Genomic DNA, 24,431 nt, shown 5'->3' on the forward strand with positions numbered 1-24,431 from the left:
ACTCACCGGAGCACGCGGCTATGCCGCGTGCTCTGTGCTACTGCGGGTCAGCGCCTTGTCGGCGACCAGGTATCCCGGTCGTCATCCGCGTCATCATCGTCGTCCTCATCATCATCGACGAGCTCGTCGTTGTCGTCGTCGAAATGATGATTCGACTTACCGGCACTCGCCAGTTCGCGCTGCAAGGCGGTGAGGTCGGTGTTCGGGGAGTGGTACTTCAACTCCCGCGCCACCTTCGTCTGCTTGGCCTTAGCACGGCCGCGCCCCATGGCTCGACCCCCTCGCACAGAATTCGGGGCAGCCCGAAGGCGGGCCCCGATGACGTCAGGCATCTCTCGTGGGTCTTACGGTACATGGACGACGGCGCGTTCGGCACCTCGGGTTGCGTGTGACACTGCCGCGCGTCGCGGTTTGGCCTCTCCACGGGCGCGCGGCAGGTGTCCGAGCGTCCTAGTTGAGGTAGATCGAGCGCAGACGCCCGACCTCGGCCATGCGTCGTTCGGCGAGTCGGTCGGCGGCGACGGCGGGCGGAACACCCTCGTCGCCGGCGAGTTGAAGGATCCGGCGGGTGGTCTCGAAGATCCCGGTCGCCCGGAGTTTCGCCCGCTCGAAGTTGAAGCCCTCGATCTCGTCGGCCACCTGGATCACGCCGCCGGCGTTCACCACGTAATCCGGCGTGTAAAGGATCCCGTGCTCCTCCAGCAGCTTGCCGATGCCGGGGTGTGCCAGCTGGTTGTTCGCCGCCCCGGTGACCACCTTGGCCCGCAGGACGGGCACCGTGTCGTCGTCCAGGGCGCCGCCGAGGGCGCAGGGCGCGTAGACGTCGATGTCGGAGGTGATCAGCGCTGCCGTGTCCGGCACCAGCTGGACCGAGGGGTGGGTGGTCCGGGCCCATGCCAGGGCGGCTTCGTTCGGGTCGGTGGCGATCACGGACGCGCCGTCCTCCACCAGATGCCCGGTGAGGAACTTGCCGACCTTGCCGAGGCCCGCGACGCCCACGGTGCGGCCGCGCAGCGACGGAGTGCCCCAGGTGTGCTCGGCGGCGGCGCGCATGCCCTGGAAGACGCCCCAGGCGGTCAGCACCGAGGAATCGCCGGCGCCGCCGTGTTCCACGCTGCGGCCGGTCACGAACTTGGTTTCCCGGGCGACCACGTCCATGTCCTGCACGTACGTGCCGACGTCACAGGCCGTGTAGTAGCGGCCGCGCAGTGACTCGACGAAGCGGCCGTAGGCGCGCAGCAGGCCCTCGGACTTCGCGCGGGACGGGTCGCCCCAGATCACCGCTTTGCCGCCGCCCAGGTCGAGGCCGGCCATCGCGTTCTTGTACGCCATGCCGCGGGACAGCTTCAGAACGTCGGCGAGAGCGGCCGCCTCGTTCTCGTACGGGTAGAAACGCGTACCGCCGAGCGCCGGGCCGAGCGCCGTCGAGTAGATACCGATGATCGCCTTCAGACCGGTCGCCCGGTCCTGGCAGAAGACGACCTGTTCGTGCCCGTCGGTGTCGAACACGTCCATCGTTGTTCTCCTGATCTATTGATCGGCCTTCGTGGGGCCACGCGCCGGCGGGGGTGTGCCGGCAGTCCCGAGCCTAGTAGTGCGGATGGCACGTCGATTACGTCCGCGCGGGAAGTTCCACCCGGCTGGATTCGTGAAAGGATCGCGCCGTGCCGTCACTGTTCGCGTCGTACCTACGGGTATACGAGCCACTGACCGCCTTTGATCGCGAACGGCAGTCTTTTTGGCGCCGTTACGCCAAGGAGGGCCGAGATCTCGGGCCGGTCGAAGGCCCGGTCCGTCAGCGCACCGCCGTCCTGGAGGCGCTCGGCGCCGGATGGACCCGGTTGCCCGACCTGCCCGACGAGGCGTACGTGCTGGAGTGGGAGAACTCCATCCTGGTCTGCCCCTGGAACCTGCGGTTGCGGGTTGCCGAGGCGGCGCTGAGCGCCCGGGACGGCGTTCCCGCCGTGCTGGCCGACGCTTTCGTGCCGCCGATCCTGGCCGGGCAGGCCCGAGCCGTGGTGGAGGACTGGCGCAGCGGCGCCAAGGTGCTGGAACAGGGTGTGCCCCGAGTGCACGAGCAGGTCTCCACGTGGGGCGTGCCGCTGCGCTGGTTCGCGTTCGTGGACCTGGAGGAGCGGGAGATCGCGCTCAAGGCACGCAGGCGGACGCTGCGGTACCGAACAGAGATCTCGAAGGCCCGCCGCCGGGCGCACCGGGCGGTCTCGGTGCTGCGCAAGTCGCTGGGCGACGCCCCGATCACCGAGGCGGTCGAGGAGGGTACCCGCTGGCTGGAGGAGTTCCACCCACGTTCCGTGGTGGAGCTGGATTACGGCGGCCTCGTCAACCTCCTTCCGGAGGACAAGCTCACCGAGGACGATTCACCCGGACTGGTGGCAGCCGGACTTTCCGCACTTTCTCGCGGTGACGCTGAGTCAGCTAGTGAGGCTTACGAGAAGTTGGTGGCGCGTTGGCGTTCTGTCCAACTTCTTGAGCGATGCAACTGACCTGCGGAAATGGGACAGAGCCGTACGTATGTCAACGGTTGGAAGCGCTCCCGAAGCGAACACTCTTCGTAATCGGGGCCTACCGAACCGTGATAATCGGACTAAACGCGACACTATCTGGCGTATAAAACACGCAAAAATCGGGCATGCTTCATCCATCTATCTGGGGACGTTCGTCCGTTCGGCCCATGTCGGACATCGGGGACTAGCCGGACCATGAGAGACGCACCGGCCGGCGGGACCCCGGCCGATGTTTTTTAGGCACCTGTGGAGGAGTGACCGATGGCATCGCGTACGCACGATCCTGAGCCGCTACTAACGCCGGCCGAGGTGGCGTCGATGTTCCGCGTCGACCCGAAGACCGTTACTCGGTGGGCGAAAGCTGGCAAGCTCAGCGCAATTCGCACGTTGGGCGGCCACCGTCGCTACCGGGAGTCGGAAGTTCGCGCCCTGCTCCAGGGGCAGATTCCGACGCAGCGTCAGGGCGACTGACACCGCACCGACCGATCATCGTTGCAAGGGGCGAGCGCTGGGGAAGGCGATCGCCCCTTCTTCGTAACTATGAAGTTCTCAGTTCTGTCTCGCCGATCTGATCAACGAGACGGTGATCCAGAAGTCGCGCGGCCGCTTGATCTTTTTTCGACCGCCATCTGAAGCGTCACCTGAAGCCTCAGCTGACCAGCACGACAACCGTTCCGTCGGCGCCCCGCCGGATCCGGCTGCCGAGCACGGTCAGCCGGCCCATCAGGCCGTACTTCTTCTTGAGCGTCCCGGCCACCCGCTGGAAATCGGCGGTGTCGCCGATCCGGGCGCTCGCCTCGATCGGCTCGCCGCTCGGGTTACCGCGCATGTCGCATGCGGTCACGGTGACGCGGCCGCTGTTGCGGATCCGCTTGATCTTGCCGCTCCCGGCGACAGTCCAGAACCCGAGGCCTGCGCCGTCGGGCACCACCCATAAGGGTGTAGCCACTGCTCGACCATCCTTGCGGAACGTCGTGAGCAGGACGTACTTCTCCGACCCGAGTTGCTCCAATCCGGTCATTCCTCAAGAGTAGATGACCATGGAGCAGCCGACTATCGGCGACGCCTTCGGTGAAATGATCCGGGACGCGTACGCGGTGCGAACAGGGATCGGCCCGAGGCCACTGGCCGGCGGCAAATACCCGCGACCGGTCATCGAAGTGATCGAGCGAGACGACGGCCTGATCAACGGGGCGCCGGCCGACCACTACCTCGACGAGCCGGGCGACTGGCAGGCCTACGACCGCCGGGCCCTCAAACTCTGCCGTGGCCAGGTGCTCGACATCGGCGCCGGCGCCGGCCGCGTCGCTCTGGAGCTCCAGCGTCGTGGCATCGCCGTGACCGGCTTGGACACCTCGGCCGGCGCGATCGAGGTGGCCCGCAAACGGGGTGTGCTCGACACCGTTCTCACCACCGTGGACGAGTTCGCCCGGGCCGCCGTCCGGTACGACACGTTCGTGCTGCTCGGCAACAACCTCGGACTGCTGGAGAGCGCCGAGCGGGCACCGGTCTTCCTGGCCGCCCTGACCCGGCTGGCCTCGCCCGGCGCCCGGATCGTGGCGCAGGGCAGTGACCCGTACGGGACCCGCGATCCGGTGCACGTGGCGTACCACGAGCGGAACCGGCAGCGTGGCCGTCTCGGTGGGCAGCTGCGCCTGCGGTTGCGGTATCGGGAGGTCGCCACCGAGTGGTTCGACTATCTGAACTGCTCCGCGGCGGAGCTGGAGGTGCTGCTCGACGGGACCGGGTGGCGGCTCAAATCGATCGACGATCTGGATCGGCCGTATTACCTTGCCGTCATGGAATCGAAAGACGACCACGCATGACCGAACTCACCCGCGACCAGGTCCGCCTCAGCCGGCGGATGTCGCTGGTGCTGCGACACCGGCCGGAGACCGCCGGCCTCACCCTCGACGCGAACGGCTGGGTGCCCGTCCCGGTTTTCCTGGCCGCCCTCGGCATCAGCCGCGAGGACCTGGACCTGGTGGTGGCCGGCAACGACAAGAAGCGGTTCGCCATCACCGCCGGCCCGGACGGCGTGGACCGGATCCGGGCCAGCCAGGGTCACTCCCGGCGGGTCGGCATCGATCTGGAGCTGCCGCCGGCGGCACCGCCCGCGGAACTCTTCCACGGCACACCCCGGGTGAACCTCGACGCCATCTGGAAGCAGGGGCTGCGACCGGGCAGCCGGCACCACGTGCACCTCTCGGCGGACGTGCCGACCGCGCTGGTCGTGGGCCGCCGCCGCTCGCCGGATGTGGTGATCTTCAGCGTTGCGGCGGGGGTGATGGCCGAGGAGGGCCACGTCTTCCACCGCAGTGACAACGGAGTATGGCTGACCGCTTTCGTACCGTCACCGCACCTTTCGATAAAACGGACAAATCCGTAATCTGCCAGGTTGATTGTCCATCCACTGTGGGCGGCCAGAGGTTCTCCGGACAACTGCCGGTGAGCGCCGTTAGCTTTGACGGATGGGGAGGGTTACGCGCAGTCAGCACACCGACCTTCCCAGCACCCTCGGACTGCCCCTCGCGCTCGTTCTCGTTCTCGTTCTGGCCGGCCTCGCGTTCGGCCTGCCGCTGGTGGACGAGGCCGTTCCTGCCCAGCGGGCCATCCCGGACGGGGCGGCGTACGAGGTCGGTGCCGGCGTCACACTCGTGCCGCCGCCGGGCGCCACGCTCGACGTCACCGGCACCCGGCCCGGCGACGACCGGGGCACGGCGCTGTTCCGGATCGGCCCGGTGCGGTACGCCGTCGCGGTGCAACCGTTCGACGGAGACCTGACCGCAGCGGCGGTCCGCCTTCGCCAGCGCATCACCGGCACCAGTGGTTACCAGGTCACCGGCACACAGCTCGCGGTCTCCACGGCCGGTGGGCTCGCCGGTCTGCAGGGCGGGTACACCGCAGGCAACCGAGGCGGCCGATACGCCGTCTTCGTGGCGCACGGCCTCACCATCGAGGTCACCGTCAGCGGCGGTGACCTCGACCTGGACCGCACGCTGCCGGCGATCGACGCGAGCACCCGCACGCTGCGGTACGAGCGCTGATGGGCGAGCCGGTCCGCCCCGGTGGCGTCCGGGCGGCGGTACTCGTCCGGAACCCCGCTTTCTGGGTCGTTGTCGCGTTGCTGGTTGCCGGCGCGGTCCGGATCGCACAGATCGCCGGGCGCTTCTTCGAGGCGTACCCGCTCGCCACGCTCACCGCGATCGGACTGTTCGCGCTGCTCGCCGTACCCTTCTGGCTCTTCGTCTCGGAGCTGGATTTCCTGGAGCGGGAACCGCCGAGCCTGCGCGTGGTGGCGTTCGCCTGGGGTGGCCTGGTCGCCACCACGGTCTCGATCCCGGCGAGCACCGCACTGGACAATCTGATCGCGAAACTGGGTTCACCGGGTTTCGCGGCCGACTGGGGTGCCGCGCTTGCCGGTCCGACCGTCGAGGAGATCGCCAAGACGCTCGGCGTGATCGCCATCGTGCTGATCGCCCGCGCCCAGGTGAACAGCGTTCTCGACGGCGTGGTCTACGGCGCCCTTGTCGGGCTCGGGTTCCAGATCGTCGAGGACGTGGTCTTCGCGATCGGAGCGGTCGCGCTGGCCGGGCAGGGTGATCAGATCCAGCCGGTGATCACCACGTTCCTGGTTCGCGGCTTCCTGGCCGGGGTGTGGAGCCACACGCTCTTCGGCGCGCTCGCCGGCGCCGGCATCGGATACCTCGTGGTCAACCCGGACCGCACCCGCCGGCATCGGATCGGGATGGCCGGGCTCGCCCTCTTCGGCGCCTGGGCCTCGCACGTGCTGTGGAACTCGCCGCTCTTCCGCGACGGCCTGGGTAACGGCGCGATCGCGCTGCTCGCGGTGCTGGTCTTCAAGGGCCTGCCGCCGCTGCTGCTCATCCTCTATCTGGTCCGCCGCGCCCACGACCGCGAAGCGGCCTACTACGTCGCGAAACTCGCCACGCTGCGTGACCCCACCCTGATCACCGAGAACGAGTTGAAAGTGCTCGGATCCGGGTCACGGCGCGCGGCGGCGCGGCGGCATGCTGCCGCACAAGCCGGTCGCCGAGCCAGAGCGACGGTACGCCGATTGCAGCGCGCCCAGGCCCGTCTCGCTGTCGATCTGAGCCGGTCGGACGGCATGGCAACCTCCGCGACACAGGTGCGCGAACACCGGGCCCGCCTCGAAGAGCTGGGCCATCCCGAGGCGGTCGAGGGCACACCCTCCGTCTGGCACACGGTCTCGGCAGTCGGCACGACAGCCGTCGCGATAGCCGTGGTCTGGGTGGCCCTCTCCGCGCTCGGTGGCGGCTGAGCCCTCAGGCCACCGGAGGCAGCCCGCCGTCCCCGTCCACGATCTTGTCCGGATTGCCGTCCTCGTCGAGGTCCACCATCGTGATGTCGACCAGGCCGTCCCCATCGGTGTCGAACTGGTAGAGGTCGGGCTTGCCGTCCCCATCGGTGTCCGAGACCCAGACGTCGGTCTGGCCGTCGCCGTTCGCGTCCTGCTTGATCAGGTCGACACGGAACTCGCCCCGCGTCTCGATGATCTCTTGCGGCTCACTCATGGTGCTCCTCTCGTCGTGCCCCACACGTACCCTGAGCAACTTCGGATCACTCACGTCCCTGTGACGACTGTCGCTGGTTCGCACAAGGTGCGGCGGTAACGTCTGCCGACGTGGATATCGCTGAGGACGGCAAGCAGCACCTGTTCACCAGCAGCGGCGGTGGTGCGCTGGCCGAGCGGATGGGCATCGAGATCACCGAGGCCAGTGCCGAGCGGGTCGTCGGGACGATGCCGGTCGAGGGCAACACCCAGCCGTACGGGCTGTTGCACGGCGGTGCCTCCTGCGTGCTCGCCGAGACGCTCGGTTCGGTCGGCGCGGTGATGCACGGGCAGACCGTGGACCGGCCGTTCGCGGTGGGTGTCGACATCAACGCCACCCACCACAAGGCGGCCCGGTCCGGTCTGGTCACCGGCGTGGCGCTGCCGGTGCACCGGGGCCGTGCGGTGGCTACGTACGAGGTCGTTCTCACCGACGAGTCGGGTGAGCGGGTCTGCACCGCGCGGATCACCTGTCTGCTCCGCGGCGCCTGAGAGCGTTTGCTTCGCACTGTGGTGCAGGAAATACCTCGTCGACGAGCGTTCCTTGACCGTTGGACGTACCTTTTCTTCCGTGACCGAAGTACCACAGCATGCGTTCGACGACGCCGCGCAGATCCTTGAGAGTGCGATCAGCGGCGACAGTGCTGCTGTGGCCGACACCTTCGACGCGGTCGTCGACCGCGATGGTGTGGTCGGCGCGTGGGACGTGGCGTGGTGCCTGGCAGCGACCATGGTCGGGCAGATGCCCGGCGGCGGCGGGGCCTGGACACTCGAGTTCCCAGGCATCGACGAGGCTCAGTACGACAAGCGCTGGGTGGCTCGTTTCGTCAGCGCGTATGTGAACGGCGACTTTCCCACCAGCGAGGCTCTGTTCGGCGCCGCGATCGCCGACGGCCAGCTGCCGGACTGCCTGCTCGCGCTCGCCGGTTCCACGGTTGCCACGCTCCGTCGCCGGGCGGCGTGAGGGCTTTACGCGTACCCATGAATGCTGGCCTGCTGGCCCGCGTGCGCAAGTTGCTCGCCATGGCCGAGGACCCTGCCTGTACGCCCGGCGAAGCCGAGGCGTTCACTGAGAAAGCCGCCGAGCTGATCGCGAAGTACGGCGTCGACCAGGCGATGCTTGCGGTCGGCAATCCGGCGGCGGACCCGATCGGGGATCGCGTCGTCACGATCGACCCGCCCTATGCGCGCGACAAAGCCGGCCTGCTCGCGGCCGTCGCGTCACCGCTGCGCTGCCGGGTCGTCCACCTGGAGCGGCGTGGGCTGGCACGCAGCCACCTGTTCGGGCACGCGGCCGATCTGGAACGCGTCGAGCTGCTCTTCACCTCGCTGCTCGTTCAGGCGGCTCATGGGCTGTCGGCGAGTCCGGTGCCGTTCGGCGAGAGCGCGGCGGCTTACCGGCGGTCCTGGCTGGTCGGGTACAGCCAGGCGGTCAGCGCGCGGCTGTGGTCGGCCGAGAAGAACGCCGCCGCCGAGACGCCCGGCGCCGAACTCGTCCTGGTCGATCGCACTGATCTGGTCGAGCTCAAGCGCGACGAGACGTACCCCAGGCTGGCGAAACTGCCGCCGCGCCGGTTGCAGGGCAGTGGGCGGATCCGTGGTTACCGAGCCGGGCAGGAAGCCCACCTCGGCAGTGCTGAGGTCAGCGACTCTTGAGATACAGCGCTTTGGCGTATTGAGCCGCCGCCGCGTTGTTGTACATCGAGGCCTGTGACATGAAGAAGCCGTTGTCGGCGATCGCGCGCGCCGCCTGCGAGCTGCCTGACCAGCGTATGTCCGCCTCGGCTTCGGACAGGCCGCGCGCCTTGAACTGCCGGCGTATCGCGATCCTGCCGGAGCGGAATGCCTCGCCGGCATCCTCGGCATGCTTCATGCAGGACATCGCCTTGTCGCTCAATGCCTCCGCCAGGGTGTAGGCCGATTGCTCCGCTTCGTTCGTGAAGGTCTGCATGACATCGCCCTCCTTGTATCCAACCGTCTCACTCTGGTGGAACGGTCGCTGACCATCAAGGGGCTCACCAGTAAGAGGACTGATTTACGGAACGGTTCCGGTCTATGATCTCTGGCACCGTGCGGTCGATCTTGCCGCCGGATCCTTGGGGAGGATCCACTTGTCTCGACGCTTCATAGCGTTCGCAACTACTTCTCTGCTTGCTTCGGGTGCGGTGGTGGGGCTCGGCGCCGCACCGGCGTCCGCGGCTGTTCTTCAGGCCGGGGCGATGGCAACCGCGGTGGGTGCACCGGCGGTCAGCTCGGCTCGGTACCCGGACGCGTTGACGCCGCACGGCGGCATCGCCCTGGGCGGCGACTTCACGATGGAGAGCGCGGCCGGCGACGCGGTGCAGTACGTGTACCACTTCACCGGTCCCGAACTCGGCGACAGCCAGCCGTGGTTCACGCGCTCCCCGCAGACTCCTGGTGGCCCGCTCACCATCGAGTGGACGCCGTTCTTCTCCGGTGTCCACGAGCTCACCGTGCACTCCATCGACGCTGATGGGAACCAGTCGGAGACGGCGACCTTCAAGTTCTGGGTACTCGACACCCGGCCCACGGTCACCTCGACCGACTATCCCGGGATCTTCTTCCACGACCTGAAGTTCAACGTCGGCGTGCCGGGTGTGTTCCACATCGACGGGCCCGCCGGTGCCGAGCGGCTGGAGTGGCGGTTTGACGATGACGGTGGTCTGCCCGGCTCCGTGAAACCGGGTGCCAACGGGGACGCCGATGTGAAGATCACACCGACCGCGGGCGGCATCCACCTCCTGTGGGTACGCGCGGTCGACACGATCGACGAGAACGAGCACAAGTTCCCGGAGCACGGATATCGGTTCCTGGTCGACAACGGCCCGCTGGTCACCGGTGACTTCAACCATGAGAAGTTTCTCGGCGACAAGATCAGCGTCCATGCCACGCCCCGGGTGCCCGGTGTCAAGGCGTACCAGTACTGGACCAGCGTCAACAGTGGTGACACCACCGCCACGATCACCGTGCCGGCCAAGAGCGACGGCAGCGCCGATCTCGTTTTCCCGGTGACCGACCTGAACCTGAACGACATCTACGTGCGGACCGTCGGCGCCGACGGCGACCTCTCGGTGGCGCGCCGGACCTCAGCGTTCGTCTCGGACCGGCCGAAAGTCGTCTCCAGCGAGTTCCCGGAGATCGGCACCGTGCGGCTGACCCCGGGCACCTTCACCTTCACCGCCCGCCGGCCCGGGGTGACCTCGTTCCAGTACACGCTCAACGGTGGGCCGGCCGTCACGGTGAAACCCAGAACGGACGGCACCGCAGCGATCACCGTGACGCCGTCCGCGGCGGGCACCCACCAACTCGTGGTTCGCAGCTTCACCGGCGAGGTCGGCTCGGTGGACACCTGGTACTTCTTCAAGGTCGCGCCAGCCGTGGTGAAGGTCGGCTCGGCCGGGCCTGCGTCGGTCACCACCGGTGGGGTTCGGACGATCACGGTGAAGGGCTCGAACCTGCACCGCAAGGACGTTCTTCAGGTGACGCCGGCCGGCGGCAAGGCGATCACCGCGACGATCAAGTCGGTGTCGGCGGACGGGACCACTGCTGTCGCCGATGTGAACCTCGCCGGTTCGCCGGTCGGGGTCGCCTCGGTCACGCTCCGGCCGTACGGCGCGGGGCAGGCGGCGGTCGTTCTGGCCAAGGCGTTCACGATCGTGCTCCAGGCGAAGCCGGTGGCCACGAAGCGCCCGGCGATCTCCGGGACGGTCATGGTCGGCAAGGTCGTCAAGGCCGCGTCAGGCACCTGGTCGCCGGCCGCGACCGGATATCGGTACCAGTGGGCCGCGAACGGCGTCGCGATCAAGGGCGCGACCGGCTCCTCCTTGACGATCCCGGCGTCGGTTGCGGGCAAGCGGCTGACCGTCACCGTGACGGCTACCCGCGCCGGTCACCAGCCGGGCGCGGCGGCCTCCGCCGCCACCGCCGCGGTCGCCAGAGCGAAGGCGCCGAAGGCCACCAAGAAACCCAAGATCACGGGTACGCCGAAAGTCGGCAAGAAGCTGACCGCGAACGTCGGTACCTGGTCGCCGAAGGTTGACTCGTATCGATACCAGTGGCGGGTGAACGGCAAGGTGATCAAGGGGGCGGCTGGGCGTACCCTGAAGTTGAAGTCCGCCTGGCGCAACAAGAAGATCACCGTGACGGTGATCGCCAGGAAGGCGGGTCACGTTGATGGCAGCGCCATCAGCGCATCGGTGAAGATCCGCTGACGCAGAGGCCGGGTGCTGATCAAGTACCCGGCCTTTACTTTGGATGAACAACGCGTCGGTACGGTCCCGTTCTCTTGATTGCGCCATTCGCATACGTTGAGATCGACGTCGACCAGTTCATGCCTGACACGGGGGTAATTCCGCATGTTCCTGTTCAACCGAGCTGCCTTGGCCGCCATCGGCGCCGCAGTGGCTTCGACCGCTTTTCTCGCGTCGCCGGCTCAAGCCGCCTCGGCCGGTCTGGCGAAGGTGACGGGCTCGACGACCGTCCAGTTCCAGGCGCTGACCGGCAAGGCCAACTCGCTCGTCATCACGATCTCGGGCCGGACCGTGACGCTTGACGACACCGTGGCGCTCAAGCCGGGCAAGGGCTGCAAGAAGGTCGACAAGACCAAGGTCAAGTGCACGACGCCGAAGGCGACCAAGCTGATCAAGGTGGCGCTGGGCGACAAGAACGACGCCGTGAAGAACAAGACCAAGGTCGCTCTGCTGGCCAACGGCGGCACGGGCAACGACAAGCTGACCGGCGGCGCCGGTGTGGACGAGCTCCAGGGCGGTCCGGGCAACGACAAGATCTGGGGCGTCGGCGGCAACGACAAGCTGTTCGGCGGCGTGGGCAACGACGCCATCTACGCGGGCGCTGGCGACGACAAGGTCGACGCGGCTGCCGGTAACGACGTCGTCAACGGCGAGGCCGGCAAAGACCTCGTTTACGGCGGGATCGGCAACGATGTCGTCTACGCCGCGGCCGGCAACGACGTCGTGCGGGCCGGAGCGGGCAACGACAAGATCTTCAGCGGCGCCGGGATCGATGAGATCTACGCTGAAGCCGGCAACGACTACGCGTACGGCGAGGCCGGGGACGACGAACTGTTCGGCGGGGCCGGCAACGACGTGCTGAGCGGCGGCGACGGCTACGACTTCGTGAACGCCGAGGCGGGCGACGACAAGCTGCTCGGCGGAAACCAGGACGACCTCCTCGACGGCGGCGCCGGCAACGACCGGATCTCGGCCGGCGCGGGCGACGACCTCGCACTCGGCTACACCGGCAACGACGCCATCTTCGGTGAGGCCGGTTTCGACGGCCTCGTCGGTGAGGCCGGCAACGACGTCCTCTCCGGCTCCACCGAGGACGACCTGCTGGTCGGCGAGTCGATCGACGAGAACTTCAAGCCGGTCGGCAACGCGACCGCCACCGACCGGGTCGACGGCGGTGCTCAGGTGGACGCCGACATCTGCCTCGTTCTTGCCGGTGCCACCAAGTCCGGCTGCGAGCTGTACGAGCTGCCGGTCGAGTCGCTCTCGGCATCGGCGTCTTCTGCTCGGGGCGTCAACCCGGCTCTCGAGGGTGTCAAGGCGCGGCTGCTCGCGGAGATCACCAAGTAACACCATCCAGGACAAACGGGGGCCCGGCTGATGCCGGGCCCCTTCTCGTGGTCCACAGAGTGGTCAATGCGTCGGTACGGTCCCGTTCCATGGGATAGCGCTTGGTTTCCCGGTGCACGGCGGCTGAGATGTATCGATGCGGGGGAGGACTGTGCACCCTGCGCTTCGATCTTTTGAAATCGGACACGGGGGTTCCGCATGTTCCTGTTCAACCGTTTCAGCCGCACGGCGCTGGCCGCCATCGGCGTCGCGGCCGTCTCGACGACCATTCTTGCCTCGCCCGCTCAAGCAGCCTCAACCGGCGCCGCCAAGGTCGTCGGCTCGACCGTCCAGTTCGTGGCCGCCAAGAACAAGGTGAACTCGCTCGTGGTCACGATCTCCGGCCGGACCGTGACGCTTGACGACAAGGTCGCGCTCAAGCCGGGCAAGGGCTGCAAGAAGGTCGACAAGACCAAGGTCAAGTGCACCACCAAGAAGAAGACCACCAAGATCATTGCTGTTCTCGGCAACAAGAACGACTCGTTCAAGAACAAGACCAAGGTGGCCTCGCTGGTCTTCGGCGACGCCGGTAACGACAAGCTGACCGGCGGCTCGGGCGCCGACGAGCTGCAGGGCTACACCGGCAACGACAAGCTCTGGGGCGGTGGCGGCAACGACAACCTCTTCGGTGAGTCGGGTGCCGACAAGCTCTACGCCGGCGCTGGCAACGACTACGCCGACGCGGGCACCGGCGACGACGCTGTTTACGGCGACGCCGGCAACGACAAGCTGTGGGGCTACTACGGCAACGACAAGATCTACGGCGGCGCGGGCAACGACCAGCTGGACGGCGAGGTCGGCCACGACACCGTGTACGGCGACGCCGGCGACGACAAGCTGTGGGGCGGCCTCGGCAACGACAAGCTCGGCGGCGGCGTCGGCAAGGACATCCTGTGGGGCTACACCGGCAACGACACCCTCTACGGTGACGCCGGTGACGACGAGGTGTACGGCTACGACGGCAACGACGCCCTGTCCGGCGGCGACGGCGTCGACCACATCCAGGCCGGCATCGGCGACGACAAGGTCTGGGGCAACAACGGCGACGACGAGGTCTGGGCCGAGGCCGGCGTGGACCGCGTCTGGGGCGGGGCCGGCATCGACTTCGTGGCGGCCGGTGACGGCAACGACTTCGTCTGGGGCGAGGCCGGGTTCGACTACATCGGTGGCCAGAACGGCGACGACAACATCAGCGGCGGCAACGACGCTGACGTCATCTACGGCCTGGCCGGCAACGACCGGCTCTGGGGCGACGCGGGCGACGACGAGCTGATCGCCGACGACTACGACGTCGACGGCACCCCGATCGGCAGCCCGACCGCGACCGACAAGCTGGACGGCGGCACGAACGGCACCGTCGGTGACATCTGCGTGGTGCTCGCCGCGGGTACGGCGATCAACTGCGAGGCGTCCGCGGTCCCGGACTCGGTGAGCGGCGGCCTCTCGGCCAAGTCCGCGGGCAGCGCCGGCTCCGGTTTCGAGGCTCCGAAGGCCCGGGCGGGCGCCGGGGCTGAGGGCGCGCGCAAGTAAGTAGTACTTCCTGAACGGTCCGGTCGCTCACCGAGCGGCCGGACCGTTCTGCGTTTCCAGATGTTGGTCAATGCGTCGGTACGGTCCCGTTCTATGGGACCGGAGTTGGCAGATGGATCTTCAGGCGCTGCAATGATGCCGATCACTCCAGCTCCAACGGGGGTTTCTTGATGTTCCTGTCCCGACGTACAGCCATGGCGGCCATCGGCGCCGCGGCCGTCGCAGTCGCTTCGACCGCAATCCTCGCCTCGCCGGCGCAGGCGGCTTCGGCCGGTCTCGCCAAGGTGGTCGGGACGAACACCGTCCAGTTCCAGGCACTCACCGGCGCGACCAACGCCCTGACGATCACGATCTCGGGCCGGACCGTGACCCTCGACGACCGGGTCGCGCTCAAGGCGGGCAAGGGCTGCAAGAAGGTCGACGCCACGAAGGTCAAGTGCACGACCTCGAAAACGACTGCCAAGATCAGCGTGGCGCTGGGCGACAAGAACGACTCGGCCAAGAACAACACCAAGGTGTTCCTGCTGGCGGACGGCAGCACCGGCAACGACACCCTGACCGGTGGCTCGGGCGCTGACGAGCTGCAGGGCGGCTCCGGCGCTGACAAGCTCGTCGGTGGCGCCGGTAATGACAACCTCTACGGCGGCTCGGGCGACGACACCGTTTACGGCGGCACCGGCAACGACGGGATCGACGCCGGAACTGGCAACGACAAGGCGTACGGCGACTACGGCCATGACCGGCTGGTCGGCAACACGGGCAACGACCGCCTCTCCGGCGGCGTCGGCAACGACGTGATCGACGGTGGCGCCGGCAACGACACCGTGTACGGCGAAGCCGGCACCGACAAGCTGTACGGCGGCGCCGGCAACGACGCGATCGGCGGCGGCGACAACGACGACCAGATCGACGGCGGCGCGAACAACGACTCCATCTACGGTGACGCGGGCAACGACCGCCTCGTCGGCAACACCGGCGACGACGCGATCAGCGGTGGCGCCGGCAACGACGTGGTCGACGGCGGCGCGAACAACGACACGATCTACGGGTACGCGGGCAACGACCAGGTCGCCGGCGGCGCCGGGATCGACAAGGTACGCGGCGGCGACGGCAACGACGTGATCGACGGTGGCACCGAGAACGACGTCGTCTGGGGCGAGGCAGGCAACGACCGTCTGGGCGGCAGCAACGGCGACGACGCGATCAGCGGCGGAGCGGGCGACGACATCCTCAACGGTGGCGCCGGCGGCGACGAGCTCCGGGGCGAAGCCGGCAACGACCAGCTCATCGGTGTGGCCGGTGCCGACCGTCTCTACGGCGGTGACGGCAACGACGCGATCGACGGCGGCACCGAGGACGACGGTCTCTCCGGCGACGCGGGCAACGACAAGATCTGGGGCGGCGCCGGTCGCGACAGCATCGGCGGCGGTGCCGGCGACGACGCTGTCGACGGCGGCGCGGACGACGACTTCGTCAACGGCCTGGCGGGCAATGACAAGATCTGGGGCGGCGCCGGCATGGACACGCTGAGCGGCGGCGACGGCGACGACTCGATCGACGGCGGCGCTGACTCGGACAACATCCGGGGCGAGGCCGGCGCCGATATCCTGGTCGGTGGCGACGATGACGACACCATCTGGGCTGGTGCCGGAGACGACCAGATCGGCGGTTCGGCCGGCGGCGATCACCTTTACGGCGACGACGGTGCGGACTACCTGCTCGGTGGCGCCGGCGACGACAGCCTCACCGGCGGTGCCGGTGACGACACGATCATCGGCGAGACCGGCGCTGATCTGATCAAGGGTGACGCCGGTGCCGACGCGATCGCCGGTGGCGACGGCAACGACCAGATCTGGGGCGGCGCGGACGACGACTTCGCGGTCGGCATGGCGGGCAACGACTGGATCCTCGGCGAGGCCGGCGATGACTTCCTGATCGGCGAGGACGTCGACGACAACGGCGTGCAGGTCGGCAGCGACACCGCGTACGACCTGCTTGAAGGCGGCGACAACGCCGTCACCGGTGACATCTGCCTGGTGATGGCCGGCGGTATCGCCCCGGACTGCGAGTTCATCAACCCGGACCTGTCCGGCGTCTCCGCCTCTCGTGCGTACGCGGCCGGCCCCCCGGCTGCCGCCGGCACGGTGCTCGCGGAGGCCAAGGCTCGGATCGCGGCCGCGACCAAGTAGGTCCTACTTTGTAGACAGTTGGCCCGGTTGTTCGTTAGGACAGCCGGGCCGCTTTCTGCTCTCCGTGCGTGCTGGCCCGCGGGTGCTGGCCGACTTCCTGCTTCCTGTCGACAGCTTTCCTGGCAGCTCCGGCCCAGGTTGCGCCGATGGGCACGGCGGAGTTTTCGGCACCAGCGCCGTCCATTTCAAGGGGCTGGCCGGCAAGGCGAAACCGTGACGCTTGGCGACAAGGTCAAGCTGCTTCCAGGTTCTCGGCGTTCTCCGCGTTTGCCTCATTCTCCGCGTTCTCGTCGCCTGGCAGCGCCGCGCTTGTGTACACGAAGTCCCGGCCGGTGGCGACACTCTCCAAGTAGGACCGGCAGCCCGGTTGCCGGGCCGTTTTCTGTACGGCTTCCTGTGCTTTTGCTATGGATCTTCCACAGCCCCTCGTTCAACCCGAAGATCGTCGCTATGGTTGCGTTCGGGCCCGCGCCGTCTCCCCCGTGACAGCGCGGGCCCTTTCACGTCCCGCCTCCCGGTGACAGCACAGGCTCTTTCACATCCCGTCTCGTTATGAGAGTCCGGTGGCCTGCCTGGAGCTAGGGCTCGCCCTGGCGGCCGGCCCCGGTCAGCCGGGCGGTTCCGGTGGGTGCGGGGTGCCTGGCGGGTCCGCAGGCTGGCGGGCCGCGAGCAACCCCGCCAGCGCGTGTTGAATTAAGGCACGTATCGAGCCCGGATTCGGCACACCCGTCTGACTCACCGCGATCTTGGTCCGCCGGTTCCTCGCGGGACCACGGCCGACACTGTCGCAGGGTGGGTCAGGTCGCACATAACGCCACCGTGTGCCCTGGGCCACGCCCTGGCCGTGATGAAGTCACACAGACCGCTACCGTGCGACCCCACCCACGCCAAACGGAGCGACCGTGCGACCCCACCCACGCTGAACCGTGCCCCCGTGCCCCCGTGCCCCCCCCGTGCCCCCCGTGCACGCGTGCCCCCGTGCACGCGCCACGTGGCTCCGAGCCCACGGTGGGCCCTCACTCCGCTTCTTCACCGCACCGCATCGGCATGCTGAAGAAGGCGAAACCTGACGGCGCAACATCGATCACGTTCCGATGGCCATCACGGCATCCGCGAACACCGTCTGCGGCAGCCCACCCAAATCGTCGGCCGGTTGCGTGCTTCCGGAGTGGATTTGCGTTCTGCCTGCTCCGGCGACGCTGCACATGTTGGCGATCCGCTGGCTGGCGGCTTGGTGTGACGACGGGCGGAGGCAGCTGTGCCGTTGTGGCGGATCGCGGCGGTCAGAACGGATCGCGGCGGTCAGAACGGATCGCGGCGGTCAGAACGGATCGTGGCGGTCAGCACGGACGGGGTTCGAGCTTTCCTCGATCTTGTTGAGATTCCCGAGCACGCCGCCGCTCAAGTCAACAAGATCGACGCGGATTACGCCGATCTTATGGAAACCCCCGCAAACGGTTCGGGGAAGTTCACAAGATCGGAGCGGGCGCGTGTGAAGACGTGCGGCTGGCGATGCCGACTGGACCTCGAACGAACTGGTGAACCCGCCGCCGAAGCCCTGGACAGGCCGAGATCTTCACGCCCGATTACGACGCCCGCATCCGCGACAACCCTGAGCAATGTCGGCAGTCCATCAGCGGCGGAGTGAGCCCACGAAAACCACGCATACCGCAAAGGTCAACTGGAAACACCCGGGAAAGCGAAACGTCCACCAAGCGTTTCCGCAGGTGGACGATGCTCAGTGCCCGGCGAGGGCCTGGTGGCCAGGGGCGGGGTCGAACCGCCGACCTTCCGATTTTCAGTCGGACGCTCGTACCAACTGAGCTACCTGGCCGTGCAATTTGTTGCGGTCCTGACGGGACTTGAACCCGCGACCTCCGCCTTGACAGGGCGGCGAGCACTCCAACTGCTCCACAGGACCTTGCTCTTCACTTGCTCCGGTTCATCAGCAACTCGCGTCGCTAACTTACCAGTACCCCCAACGGGATTCGAACCCGTGCTACCGCCTTGAAAGGGCGGCGTCCTAGGCCACTAGACGATGAGGGCAACTCCTCCATCATTACACATCTCGCTGGCCGCGAGATCAGCAACGCTTGGTGGCCTTCGCCTTCAACCGCGCCCCGTTGAGTGCCTGCAAAGCATATGTGATCCCCCGAGCGGTCTCCAAATCGGTACCCCCCTTTCTTTCTGCAAGTCGCTGACCTGCGGAAACGTGAGGGTCATGCGGCGGCCACGGCACGGACAGCGCCTGCGAGGTCACGGAAGGTGGTTACTGCGGGGGGCAAGGCGTCGGGCGGCCAGCCGGGTCCGGCTGCGGCAAGGATCAAAGGCGGATTGGGTACGCCCAAGAGCTGCTCCAACTGCTCCACACGCCCCGTGGCCGGCAGCTGCGACCACACCACCACAGCCGCCGGGCCGGTACGCACCACCGCGTCCACAAGCGCCTGAGACGGCATCCGGGCACCCATCAACCGGGTAGGCACCCCCATCTCGGCCAGCGCGGCAGCCAGCGCCTCCAAGGGCAGCGTGTGCTGTTCCTCGTCCGCCGCGGCCAGCAGTGCACGGGGTTCCCGATCACGAGGTGGCCGTGGCACCCCGGCGAGCACCTCGGTGACCGTGCGGGAGAGCAGGTGCTCCACCTCGATGAATCGTTTTGTCGCCTCGTAGCGCTCACCGATGCTGATCAGCACCGGCATGACCACGTGCTGCCAGGTGGGTATGACGCCGCGGCCGGTGACGGCGCCCTCGATGATGAAGCGCATCGACGGGCCGTCGAGCCGCATCGCCGCCCGGGCTAGCCCGCGAGCGGCCGGGTTCGCATGGGGGCCGAGAGCGATGGTCTGCCCGCCGCCGGCCGGAGCCTCGGAAAACTGATCCCCTGAAACATCAGGGGGTGAGGCGGCGGCGGGATCTCTCTGCGCCCAGGCGGCAGCCTCGGCCGGCGCCACGCCCTGTGCCGTGAGCCGCTGCATGACCTGCAGCCGGACCATGTCCTCGACGGTGTACCGCCGATGATGACCCGGTTCGTGATGGCTTGGTCCGAGCCCATACCTCTGATGCCAGGTGCGAAGAGTGGTGACCGCGACGCCGAGCCGCCGGGCTGCGGCGCCCGCACTCAGGCCGTCATTTCCCACCCAACCGCTCCGAAACCGACACAGGCGGAGAAGCCGACACAGGCCGAGAATCCGACGAAACCGAGGTCAAATACGCCTCCAGCCGCGCGGTCACACCACTCAGCCACGGCGCGTAAGACCCGGGATCGCTCTCCAGCCGCTCCCGCAGATCGGGTACGGAAACCCACAGCAACCTCGCGACCTCAGCCGGATCCGGCCGGAACTGGGTGCCGACCGGCAGCCGCCCGACCAGCACGTGGTCGTACTCCCGCTCGACCCGCCCGGTCACCGGATCCTCGGCGAAATACGTGTAGACACCGGCGTCGACCAGGGAAACCCCGCCGACGCCGATCTCCTCGCCAAGTCTTTCGAGCGCTGACGTGGCCACCGGCGTACCCGGTGCGGGATGCCCGCAGCAGGTGTTTCCCCAGCGCAACGGAAAGCGGGTCTTGACCGTGGCCCGCTGCTGGAGAAGCACCCGATCCTGATCATCGAGCAGGAACACCGAGAACGCCCGGTGCAGCTGGCCGGGAGCGACATGCGCCTCCTCCACGGTCGCCGACCCGAGCGGCACCCCGGAGTTGTCAACGAGTTCGACGAGATGCGCCTCACGGGAGGTCACCGCTTATCACCGGTGATCCTCGACGCCGCCAGCTTCCCGGAGATCAGCACCATCGGCACCCCGACGCCGGGCTGGGTGCCGGAACCGGTGAAGACGACGTTGGGCAGGGTGGGGTGCAGGTTCGACGGGCGGAACGGTCCGGTCTGCGTGAGACTGTGCGCGGCCGCGAACGGTGTCCCGGCGGCCATTCCCTCATCGGCCCAGTCGGCGGGCGTGATGATCCGCTGCACTTCGACGCCGTCCCGGAACCCGACGTAACCACGGTTCTCCAGCACCTGCAGGAGCTCGTCGGCGTACCGCTTGCCCAGGCCGCCGCGCCAGTTCATCGGGCCGGCTTCCAGGTTCGGCGCGGGCGCCAGCACGTAGTACGTCTGTTTGCCGTCGGGTGCCGCGGTCGGGTCGGTCCGGGTCGGGTTGGTGACCAGCAGTGACGGGTCACTCATCAGCAGACCCTTGTTGATCACCTCGTCGAACGTACCCTTCCAGGCCTTTCCGAAGTGGATGTTGTGGTGCGCGATCTTCGAGTAGGTCCGGTCGGAGCCGAGGTGAAGAACCACACAGGACGGTGAGTAACGCAGCGAGCGCTGCCGCCGGCTTGGGAGCAGGTCACGGTATGCGACCGGAAGATCCGGATTGAGCACCACGACGTCGGCCGGAATGTGCTCGCCGCCGGCCGTGACGACACCGGTGGCCCGCCCGTTCGTGGTGAGCACCCGCTCGACGGTGGTGTCGTAACGGAACGTCACGCCGTGTTTCTCGGCTGCGCCGGCCAGGGCCTTCGGAACCGCGTGCATGCCACCGACCGGGAAGTAGACCCCGGCAACCGAGTCGAGGTACGCGATCACGGCGTAGATCGCCAGCGCGTCGTGCGGTGCGAGTCCCGCGTACATGGCCTGGAACGAGAAGATCCGCTGGGTACGGGGGTCACGGAAGAACTGTTCGATCTTGGGCTGCAGGCGACGGAACGCGCCCATCCCGAGAAGACGCAAAAGGTTCAAGCCGAGCAGGTCGGTGGGTGCGTCGAGATTGCGATCGATGAAGTCGTTGCGCTCCAGCTGCCAGAGCCGGCGGGTGTAGTCCACGAACCGCAGGTATCCGTCGGCCTCGCGGGCTCCGCAGACGCGGGCGATCTCGGCAGCCATCCGGGTGGTGTCGGTACGGACGTCAAGCGTGGACCCGTCCGGGTAATACGCCCGATATGCCGGGTCGAGAGGGGTCAGTTCGAGCCAGTCGGAGAGCTTCTCGCCGACGGCAGCGAGGGGTTCCTCGATCAGCTCCGGCATGGTCAGCACCGTCGGCCCGGTGTCGAACTCGTAACCACCTATCGAGAGGCGGCCGGCCCGGCCGCCGGGTATCGGCTCACGTTCCACGACGGTGACCTGGCGTCCGGCCGCGGCCAGATGAAGAGCGCAGGCCAAGCCGCCGAGGCCGGCTCCGACCACGACGACCCGGTCGGTGGGTCCGGTCACAACACGCACGAGGGATGCTCCAAACGAGGGGGGAAAGACATCATGCCGGGCGGTGCGTGGCGGCTGTGGCCAGCTCGACCAGGGCAGCACGCGCGTCCGGGTGAATAGGAGCTTCCGAGAGGGCGGCGACGCCTTCGTCCACGCGTACCCTGATCATCTCCTCGACCTGGTCGGGAGCGCCGGTTTCCGCGATGATCGTCGCGCGCTGCGCGACGTCGCCGGCAGCGAAGGCAGCGAGCTGGGCCTCGGAGGACATCCGCCGGGCCAGCATGAGCAGGGTGGTGGGTTTTCCGGTCCGCAGATCGTCCGCGGTCGGCTTGCCGGTGATCGCCGGGTCGCCATAAACGCCGAGCAGGTCGTCACGCAGCTGGAAGGCCTCACCGACGGTGGTGCCATAGACCCGGTACGCCTCGTCGACGCGCCGGTCGCCGCCGGCCAGCGCGGCGCCGAACGAGAGCGGCCACTGCACCGTGTAACTGGCCGTCTTGTGCCGGGCGACGGTCAGCGCCCGCTCCACCGACCAGGAACCGGGGTCGCTTTCGCCGAGGACGTCGAGGTACTGACCGGCTATCGCTTCGACGCGCATCTTGTCGTACCGATCGCGGACCTCCAGCAGCGCCGGCGCCGGGAGCCGGGTGTGGCTCAGCAGCTGATCGGCCCAAACCAGGCAGAGGTCGCCGACCAGGATCGCGGCCGAGCCACCGAAGTGCTCGCCGTGCTGGGAGGCGAAGATTCGGTGCGCGGTCGGCCGGCCGCGCCGGGTGTCCGACTCGTCCATCAGATCGTCGTGGACCAGCGCGAACGTGTGCATGAGTTCAAGAGCGCCGAGTGCGGGCAGCACCGGATCGACAGGCTCGGCCGGGCCGACAACGCCGCGCCAGCCCCAGTAGGCGAACGTCGGCCGCAGCCGTTTGCCGCTAGCCAGCACCAGGTCACGAGCGGTTCGGGCGAAGTTGCCGAGAGCCGGGTCGACGGCGTCCAGGGCGGCGGTCTGCGAGGCGAGGAAGTCGGCGAGAGTCCCCTCGACAGCGCCGATCAGCGCCCGATGCGAGACCGGCTGGCGTGGGATCGCTTCAAGGCGATGTCCCTCGAGGGTGTGATTAGCCACGAGCAGTACCGTACCCTAACTTCTTGAAGTTGCGTCGATTCGTGCGTCGATTTACCGGGAGGCCCGGATGGATACCGATCTGACGGCGGCGTATGCGCGCTGCCGCGAACTGCACCGCGAGCACGGACGGACGTACTACCTGGCGACCCGCTTGCTACCGGGGTGGAAGCGCCGGCATGTGCACGCTCTCTATGGATTCACCCGATATGCGGACGAAATCGTCGATCGGACCGAGTCCCGGCCCTCCGCCGAGCGTGCCGCGCTGCTCACCGCGTGGTCCGAGCAGTTCCTGGCCGGCCTGCGCGGCGAGCCGACCGACGACGAGCTGCTGCCCGCAGTGCTGCACACGATCGCGGTTTTCGACCTGGACCTCGAGGACTTCGAGAAGTTCCTGCGCAGCATGGCGATGGACATCACCGTCACCAGGTACGCCACCTACGACGACCTACTCGATTACATGGAGGGCTCGGCCGCGGTCATCGGCACGATGATGCTGCCGATACTCGGCTCCTCCGACCGGGCAGCAGCCCGGGAACCGGCCCGGCAGCTCGGCTTTGCGTTCCAGCTCACCAACTTCATCCGGGACGTCGCCGAGGACCTCGACCGAGGCCGGATCTACCTGCCCGAGGAGCACCTCGCTGAGTTCGGCGTGACCCAGGAGATCCTGGAGCGCCGCGTTGCCACCCCGGCGGTCAAGGAGCTGATCAAGGCGGAGATTGCCCGGGCTCGTGAGCACTACGTGGCCGCCGCGCCTGGCATCCCGCTGCTCGAACCCGCCTCCCAGGCCTGCATGCGGACCGCGTTCCAGCTTTACGGCGGGATCCTGGCCGAGATTGAAGCGGCCGACTACGACGTCTTCGCCCGTCGTGCCACGGTGCCGAACCGCCGTCGCGCCGCCGTCGCCGTCCGCAGCCTGCTGACCAGGCCAGGAACGCCGATTGAGGTCGCGGCCTGATGAGCACCGCCGTCGTGCTGTTCACCCGGGACCTCCGGGTGAGCGACAACCCCGCGCTCGCCGAGGCATGCGCGGACGCGGATCGGGTGATCCCGCTCTACGTCCTCGACCCGAAACTGGCCGGCCTGTCCGGAAACCGGTCACGCTTCCTCCACCAGTGCCTGGCTGACCTGCGTGAAAAGCTTCGTCAGCGTGGTGGGGATCTGGTTGTGCGTACCGGCGACCCGGTTGCCGAGACGATCCGGCTGGCTCGCGAGCACGACGCCGGGACCATCCATCTCGCCGCCGACGTCAGCGGATATGCCGGCCGCCGGGAGAGCCGACTTCTTCAGGAGTGCGAACGGCATCGGCTCAACCTGCGCCTGCACCCCGGCGTCACGGTCGTCGAGCCGGGGACGCTGCGCCCCGGCGGTGGCGGCGCCAGCTACAAGGTCTTCACGCCGTACTTCCGTACCTGGTCAAAGGCCCTCTGGCGGAGACAGTTCAACACGCCGCTCTGGGTCAAGCTCCCCGACGGCGTCACTGCCGGCCAACTCCCGGCGATCCCCGGCGGCGATTCACCACACGCCGCCGAGGGCGGCGAAACCCTCGGTCAGCGCCAGCTCACCGCATGGTTGCGCACGATTGATGGGTACGCGGACGCGCACGACGACATGGCTGGTGACAAGA

Annotated in this window: 25 protein-coding genes and 3 tRNA genes (1 of these 28 running past the window's edge); 16 read left to right on the forward strand and 12 right to left on the reverse strand. The window is 67.8% G+C overall.

The genetic code is table 11. The features are described 5' to 3' along the window. Positions 1 to 47: 47 nt before the first annotated feature. Both ACQP2E_RS00620 and ACQP2E_RS00625 read right to left on the reverse strand, forming a co-directional pair. The gene (locus ACQP2E_RS00620; protein ID WP_111650849.1) at positions 48 to 269 is read right to left on the reverse strand and encodes a DUF3073 domain-containing protein; all 222 of its coding nucleotides are present in this window, start codon (positions 267 to 269) and stop codon (positions 48 to 50) included. A gap of 181 nt (positions 270 to 450) precedes the next feature. Then, the gene (locus tag ACQP2E_RS00625; protein WP_433827949.1) at positions 451 to 1,515 is read right to left on the reverse strand and encodes a Glu/Leu/Phe/Val family dehydrogenase; all 1,065 of its coding nucleotides are present in this window, start codon (positions 1,513 to 1,515) and stop codon (positions 451 to 453) included. Between the two features lie 149 nt (positions 1,516 to 1,664). Here ACQP2E_RS00625 and ACQP2E_RS00630 point away from each other — a divergent pair, with 149 nt between their 5' ends. Then, a complete protein-coding gene (locus ACQP2E_RS00630) occupies positions 1,665 to 2,504 on the forward strand; it encodes a hypothetical protein (protein ID WP_111650847.1) in 840 nt (279 codons plus the stop codon). Between the two features lie 282 nt (positions 2,505 to 2,786). Further along, positions 2,787 to 2,996 carry a BldC family transcriptional regulator gene (locus ACQP2E_RS00635; protein WP_014687221.1) on the forward strand — a complete coding sequence of 70 codons (210 nt, stop codon included), beginning with the start codon at positions 2,787 to 2,789 and terminating at the stop codon, positions 2,994 to 2,996. A gap of 178 nt (positions 2,997 to 3,174) precedes the next feature. Here ACQP2E_RS00635 and ACQP2E_RS00640 read toward each other — a convergent pair whose 3' ends face one another. After that, positions 3,175 to 3,546, reverse strand: a complete 372-nt coding sequence (locus ACQP2E_RS00640) for a PPOX class F420-dependent oxidoreductase (protein ID WP_433827950.1) — start codon at positions 3,544 to 3,546, stop codon at positions 3,175 to 3,177. A gap of 19 nt (positions 3,547 to 3,565) precedes the next feature. Here ACQP2E_RS00640 and ACQP2E_RS00645 point away from each other — a divergent pair, with 19 nt between their 5' ends. The 4 genes from ACQP2E_RS00645 to ACQP2E_RS00660 all read left to right on the forward strand — a co-directional run bounded on the left by ACQP2E_RS00645 (position 3,566) and on the right by ACQP2E_RS00660 (position 6,828). Then, a complete protein-coding gene (locus tag ACQP2E_RS00645) occupies positions 3,566 to 4,351 on the forward strand; it encodes a class I SAM-dependent methyltransferase (RefSeq protein WP_433827951.1) in 786 nt (261 codons plus the stop codon). Then, the gene (locus ACQP2E_RS00650; RefSeq protein ID WP_433827952.1) at positions 4,348 to 4,914 is read left to right on the forward strand and encodes an RNA 2'-phosphotransferase; all 567 of its coding nucleotides are present in this window, start codon (positions 4,348 to 4,350) and stop codon (positions 4,912 to 4,914) included. Before ACQP2E_RS00645 ends, ACQP2E_RS00650 begins: the two co-directional genes overlap by 4 nt. Before the next feature lie 82 nt (positions 4,915 to 4,996). Next, the gene (locus ACQP2E_RS00655; protein WP_433827953.1) at positions 4,997 to 5,572 is read left to right on the forward strand and encodes a hypothetical protein; all 576 of its coding nucleotides are present in this window, start codon (positions 4,997 to 4,999) and stop codon (positions 5,570 to 5,572) included. Further along, entirely contained in the window at positions 5,572 to 6,828 is a 1,257-nt protein-coding gene (locus tag ACQP2E_RS00660) for a PrsW family intramembrane metalloprotease (RefSeq protein ID WP_433827954.1), read from the forward strand. The genes ACQP2E_RS00655 and ACQP2E_RS00660 overlap by 1 nt, the downstream gene beginning before the upstream one ends. A 4-nt stretch (positions 6,829 to 6,832) precedes the next feature. Here ACQP2E_RS00660 and ACQP2E_RS00665 read toward each other — a convergent pair whose 3' ends face one another. Beyond that, positions 6,833 to 7,081, reverse strand: coding sequence for a hypothetical protein (locus ACQP2E_RS00665; RefSeq protein WP_111650841.1), 249 nt, complete (start codon positions 7,079 to 7,081; stop codon positions 6,833 to 6,835). Positions 7,082 to 7,260: 179 nt separating this feature from the next. On the opposite strand from ACQP2E_RS00665, the gene ACQP2E_RS00670 reads away from it, so the two are divergent. From ACQP2E_RS00670 to ACQP2E_RS00680, 3 genes are all read left to right on the forward strand, one after another. Next, complete coding sequence (locus ACQP2E_RS00670; RefSeq protein ID WP_111651061.1) at positions 7,261 to 7,611, forward strand: hotdog fold thioesterase; 351 nt, start codon at positions 7,261 to 7,263, stop codon at positions 7,609 to 7,611. A gap of 79 nt (positions 7,612 to 7,690) precedes the next feature. After that, the gene (locus ACQP2E_RS00675; protein WP_111650840.1) at positions 7,691 to 8,083 is read left to right on the forward strand and encodes a hypothetical protein; all 393 of its coding nucleotides are present in this window, start codon (positions 7,691 to 7,693) and stop codon (positions 8,081 to 8,083) included. 17 nt (positions 8,084 to 8,100) lie between these two features. Next, positions 8,101 to 8,775: a DUF2786 domain-containing protein gene (locus tag ACQP2E_RS00680; protein ID WP_433827955.1), complete on the forward strand. Its 675-nt coding sequence runs from the start codon at positions 8,101 to 8,103 to the stop codon at positions 8,773 to 8,775. On the opposite strand, the gene ACQP2E_RS00685 is transcribed toward ACQP2E_RS00680, so the two are convergent. Continuing rightward, positions 8,762 to 9,070 (reverse strand): hypothetical protein, encoded by a 309-nt coding sequence (locus tag ACQP2E_RS00685; RefSeq protein ID WP_433827956.1) that lies wholly within the window; start codon positions 9,068 to 9,070, stop codon positions 8,762 to 8,764. The two genes, ACQP2E_RS00680 and ACQP2E_RS00685, sit on opposite strands and share 14 nt — an antisense overlap. Before the next feature lie 160 nt (positions 9,071 to 9,230). On the opposite strand from ACQP2E_RS00685, the gene ACQP2E_RS00690 reads away from it, so the two are divergent. From ACQP2E_RS00690 to ACQP2E_RS00710, 5 genes are all read left to right on the forward strand, one after another. Continuing rightward, entirely contained in the window at positions 9,231 to 11,351 is a 2,121-nt protein-coding gene (locus tag ACQP2E_RS00690) for a hypothetical protein (protein ID WP_433827957.1), read from the forward strand. A 144-nt stretch (positions 11,352 to 11,495) separates the two neighbouring features. Next, entirely contained in the window at positions 11,496 to 12,737 is a 1,242-nt protein-coding gene (locus ACQP2E_RS00695; protein ID WP_433827958.1) for a calcium-binding protein, read from the forward strand. A gap of 198 nt (positions 12,738 to 12,935) precedes the next feature. Then, entirely contained in the window at positions 12,936 to 14,306 is a 1,371-nt protein-coding gene (locus tag ACQP2E_RS00700; protein ID WP_433827959.1) for a calcium-binding protein, read from the forward strand. 170 nt (positions 14,307 to 14,476) lie between these two features. Then, entirely contained in the window at positions 14,477 to 16,495 is a 2,019-nt protein-coding gene (locus tag ACQP2E_RS00705) for a calcium-binding protein (RefSeq protein WP_433827960.1), read from the forward strand. Positions 16,496 to 16,559: 64 nt separating this feature from the next. Beyond that, positions 16,560 to 16,712 carry a hypothetical protein gene (locus tag ACQP2E_RS00710; RefSeq protein WP_433827961.1) on the forward strand — a complete coding sequence of 51 codons (153 nt, stop codon included), beginning with the start codon at positions 16,560 to 16,562 and terminating at the stop codon, positions 16,710 to 16,712. 1,540 nt (positions 16,713 to 18,252) lie between these two features. On the opposite strand, the gene ACQP2E_RS00715 is transcribed toward ACQP2E_RS00710, so the two are convergent. The 7 genes from ACQP2E_RS00715 to ACQP2E_RS00745 all read right to left on the reverse strand — a co-directional run bounded on the left by ACQP2E_RS00715 (position 18,253) and on the right by ACQP2E_RS00745 (position 22,807). Continuing rightward, positions 18,253 to 18,329 (reverse strand) — tRNA-Phe (locus tag ACQP2E_RS00715). A gap of 13 nt (positions 18,330 to 18,342) precedes the next feature. Continuing rightward, positions 18,343 to 18,416 (reverse strand) — tRNA-Asp (locus ACQP2E_RS00720). 52 nt (positions 18,417 to 18,468) lie between these two features. Further along, a tRNA-Glu gene (locus ACQP2E_RS00725) sits at positions 18,469 to 18,541 on the reverse strand. A 173-nt stretch (positions 18,542 to 18,714) separates the two neighbouring features. Further along, positions 18,715 to 19,629, reverse strand: a complete 915-nt coding sequence (locus tag ACQP2E_RS00730) for a MerR family transcriptional regulator (protein WP_433827962.1) — start codon at positions 19,627 to 19,629, stop codon at positions 18,715 to 18,717. Further along, entirely contained in the window at positions 19,619 to 20,230 is a 612-nt protein-coding gene (gene idi / locus ACQP2E_RS00735; protein ID WP_433827963.1) for an isopentenyl-diphosphate Delta-isomerase, read from the reverse strand. The genes ACQP2E_RS00730 and idi overlap by 11 nt, the downstream gene beginning before the upstream one ends. Beyond that, on the reverse strand, positions 20,227 to 21,708 hold the full coding sequence (crtI, locus tag ACQP2E_RS00740; protein WP_433827964.1) for a phytoene desaturase family protein: 1,482 nt from the start codon (positions 21,706 to 21,708) through the stop codon (positions 20,227 to 20,229). Before crtI ends, idi begins: the two co-directional genes overlap by 4 nt. Before the next feature lie 31 nt (positions 21,709 to 21,739). Further along, a complete protein-coding gene (locus tag ACQP2E_RS00745) occupies positions 21,740 to 22,807 on the reverse strand; it encodes a polyprenyl synthetase family protein (protein ID WP_433827965.1) in 1,068 nt (355 codons plus the stop codon). A 67-nt stretch (positions 22,808 to 22,874) separates the two neighbouring features. On the opposite strand from ACQP2E_RS00745, the gene ACQP2E_RS00750 reads away from it, so the two are divergent. Together ACQP2E_RS00750 and ACQP2E_RS00755 are read left to right on the forward strand one after the other, a co-directional pair. Next, positions 22,875 to 23,762 carry a phytoene/squalene synthase family protein gene (locus ACQP2E_RS00750; protein ID WP_433827966.1) on the forward strand — a complete coding sequence of 296 codons (888 nt, stop codon included), beginning with the start codon at positions 22,875 to 22,877 and terminating at the stop codon, positions 23,760 to 23,762. Continuing rightward, positions 23,762 to 24,431 carry the 5' portion of a cryptochrome/photolyase family protein gene (locus tag ACQP2E_RS00755; RefSeq protein WP_433827967.1) on the forward strand. The gene runs 656 nt beyond the window's last position, so the window shows 670 of its 1,326 coding nt (coding positions 1-670); the start codon lies at positions 23,762 to 23,764; its stop codon lies off the right edge, out of view. The genes ACQP2E_RS00750 and ACQP2E_RS00755 overlap by 1 nt, the downstream gene beginning before the upstream one ends.

It is taken from the genome of Actinoplanes sp. CA-015351, assembly GCF_050955685.1.
Classification (GTDB): domain Bacteria; phylum Actinomycetota; class Actinomycetes; order Mycobacteriales; family Micromonosporaceae; genus Actinoplanes.

Bases quoted from the DNA above. Each gene is read 5' to 3' on its own strand.
- ACQP2E_RS00620 (WP_111650849.1), bottom strand. From the start codon at position 269: ATGGGGCGCGGCCGTGCTAAGGCCAAGCAGACGAAGGTGGCGCGGGAG.
- ACQP2E_RS00625 (WP_433827949.1), bottom strand. From the start codon at position 1,515: ATGGACGTGTTCGACACCGACGGGCACGAACAGGTCGTCTTCTGCCAG.
- ACQP2E_RS00635 (WP_014687221.1), top strand. From the start codon at position 2,787: ATGGCATCGCGTACGCACGATCCTGAGCCGCTACTAACGCCGGCCGAG.
- ACQP2E_RS00640 (WP_433827950.1), bottom strand. From the start codon at position 3,546: ATGACCGGATTGGAGCAACTCGGGTCGGAGAAGTACGTCCTGCTCACG.
- ACQP2E_RS00645 (WP_433827951.1), top strand. From the start codon at position 3,566: ATGGAGCAGCCGACTATCGGCGACGCCTTCGGTGAAATGATCCGGGAC.
- ACQP2E_RS00650 (WP_433827952.1), top strand. From the start codon at position 4,348: ATGACCGAACTCACCCGCGACCAGGTCCGCCTCAGCCGGCGGATGTCG.
- ACQP2E_RS00655 (WP_433827953.1), top strand. From the start codon at position 4,997: ATGGGGAGGGTTACGCGCAGTCAGCACACCGACCTTCCCAGCACCCTC.
- ACQP2E_RS00660 (WP_433827954.1), top strand. From the start codon at position 5,572: ATGGGCGAGCCGGTCCGCCCCGGTGGCGTCCGGGCGGCGGTACTCGTC.
- ACQP2E_RS00665 (WP_111650841.1), bottom strand. From the start codon at position 7,081: ATGAGTGAGCCGCAAGAGATCATCGAGACGCGGGGCGAGTTCCGTGTC.
- ACQP2E_RS00670 (WP_111651061.1), top strand. From the start codon at position 7,261: ATGGGCATCGAGATCACCGAGGCCAGTGCCGAGCGGGTCGTCGGGACG.
- ACQP2E_RS00680 (WP_433827955.1), top strand. From the start codon at position 8,101: ATGAATGCTGGCCTGCTGGCCCGCGTGCGCAAGTTGCTCGCCATGGCC.
- ACQP2E_RS00685 (WP_433827956.1), bottom strand. From the start codon at position 9,070: ATGCAGACCTTCACGAACGAAGCGGAGCAATCGGCCTACACCCTGGCG.
- ACQP2E_RS00695 (WP_433827958.1), top strand. From the start codon at position 11,496: ATGTTCCTGTTCAACCGAGCTGCCTTGGCCGCCATCGGCGCCGCAGTG.
- ACQP2E_RS00700 (WP_433827959.1), top strand. From the start codon at position 12,936: ATGTTCCTGTTCAACCGTTTCAGCCGCACGGCGCTGGCCGCCATCGGC.
- ACQP2E_RS00705 (WP_433827960.1), top strand. From the start codon at position 14,477: ATGTTCCTGTCCCGACGTACAGCCATGGCGGCCATCGGCGCCGCGGCC.
- ACQP2E_RS00750 (WP_433827966.1), top strand. From the start codon at position 22,875: ATGGATACCGATCTGACGGCGGCGTATGCGCGCTGCCGCGAACTGCAC.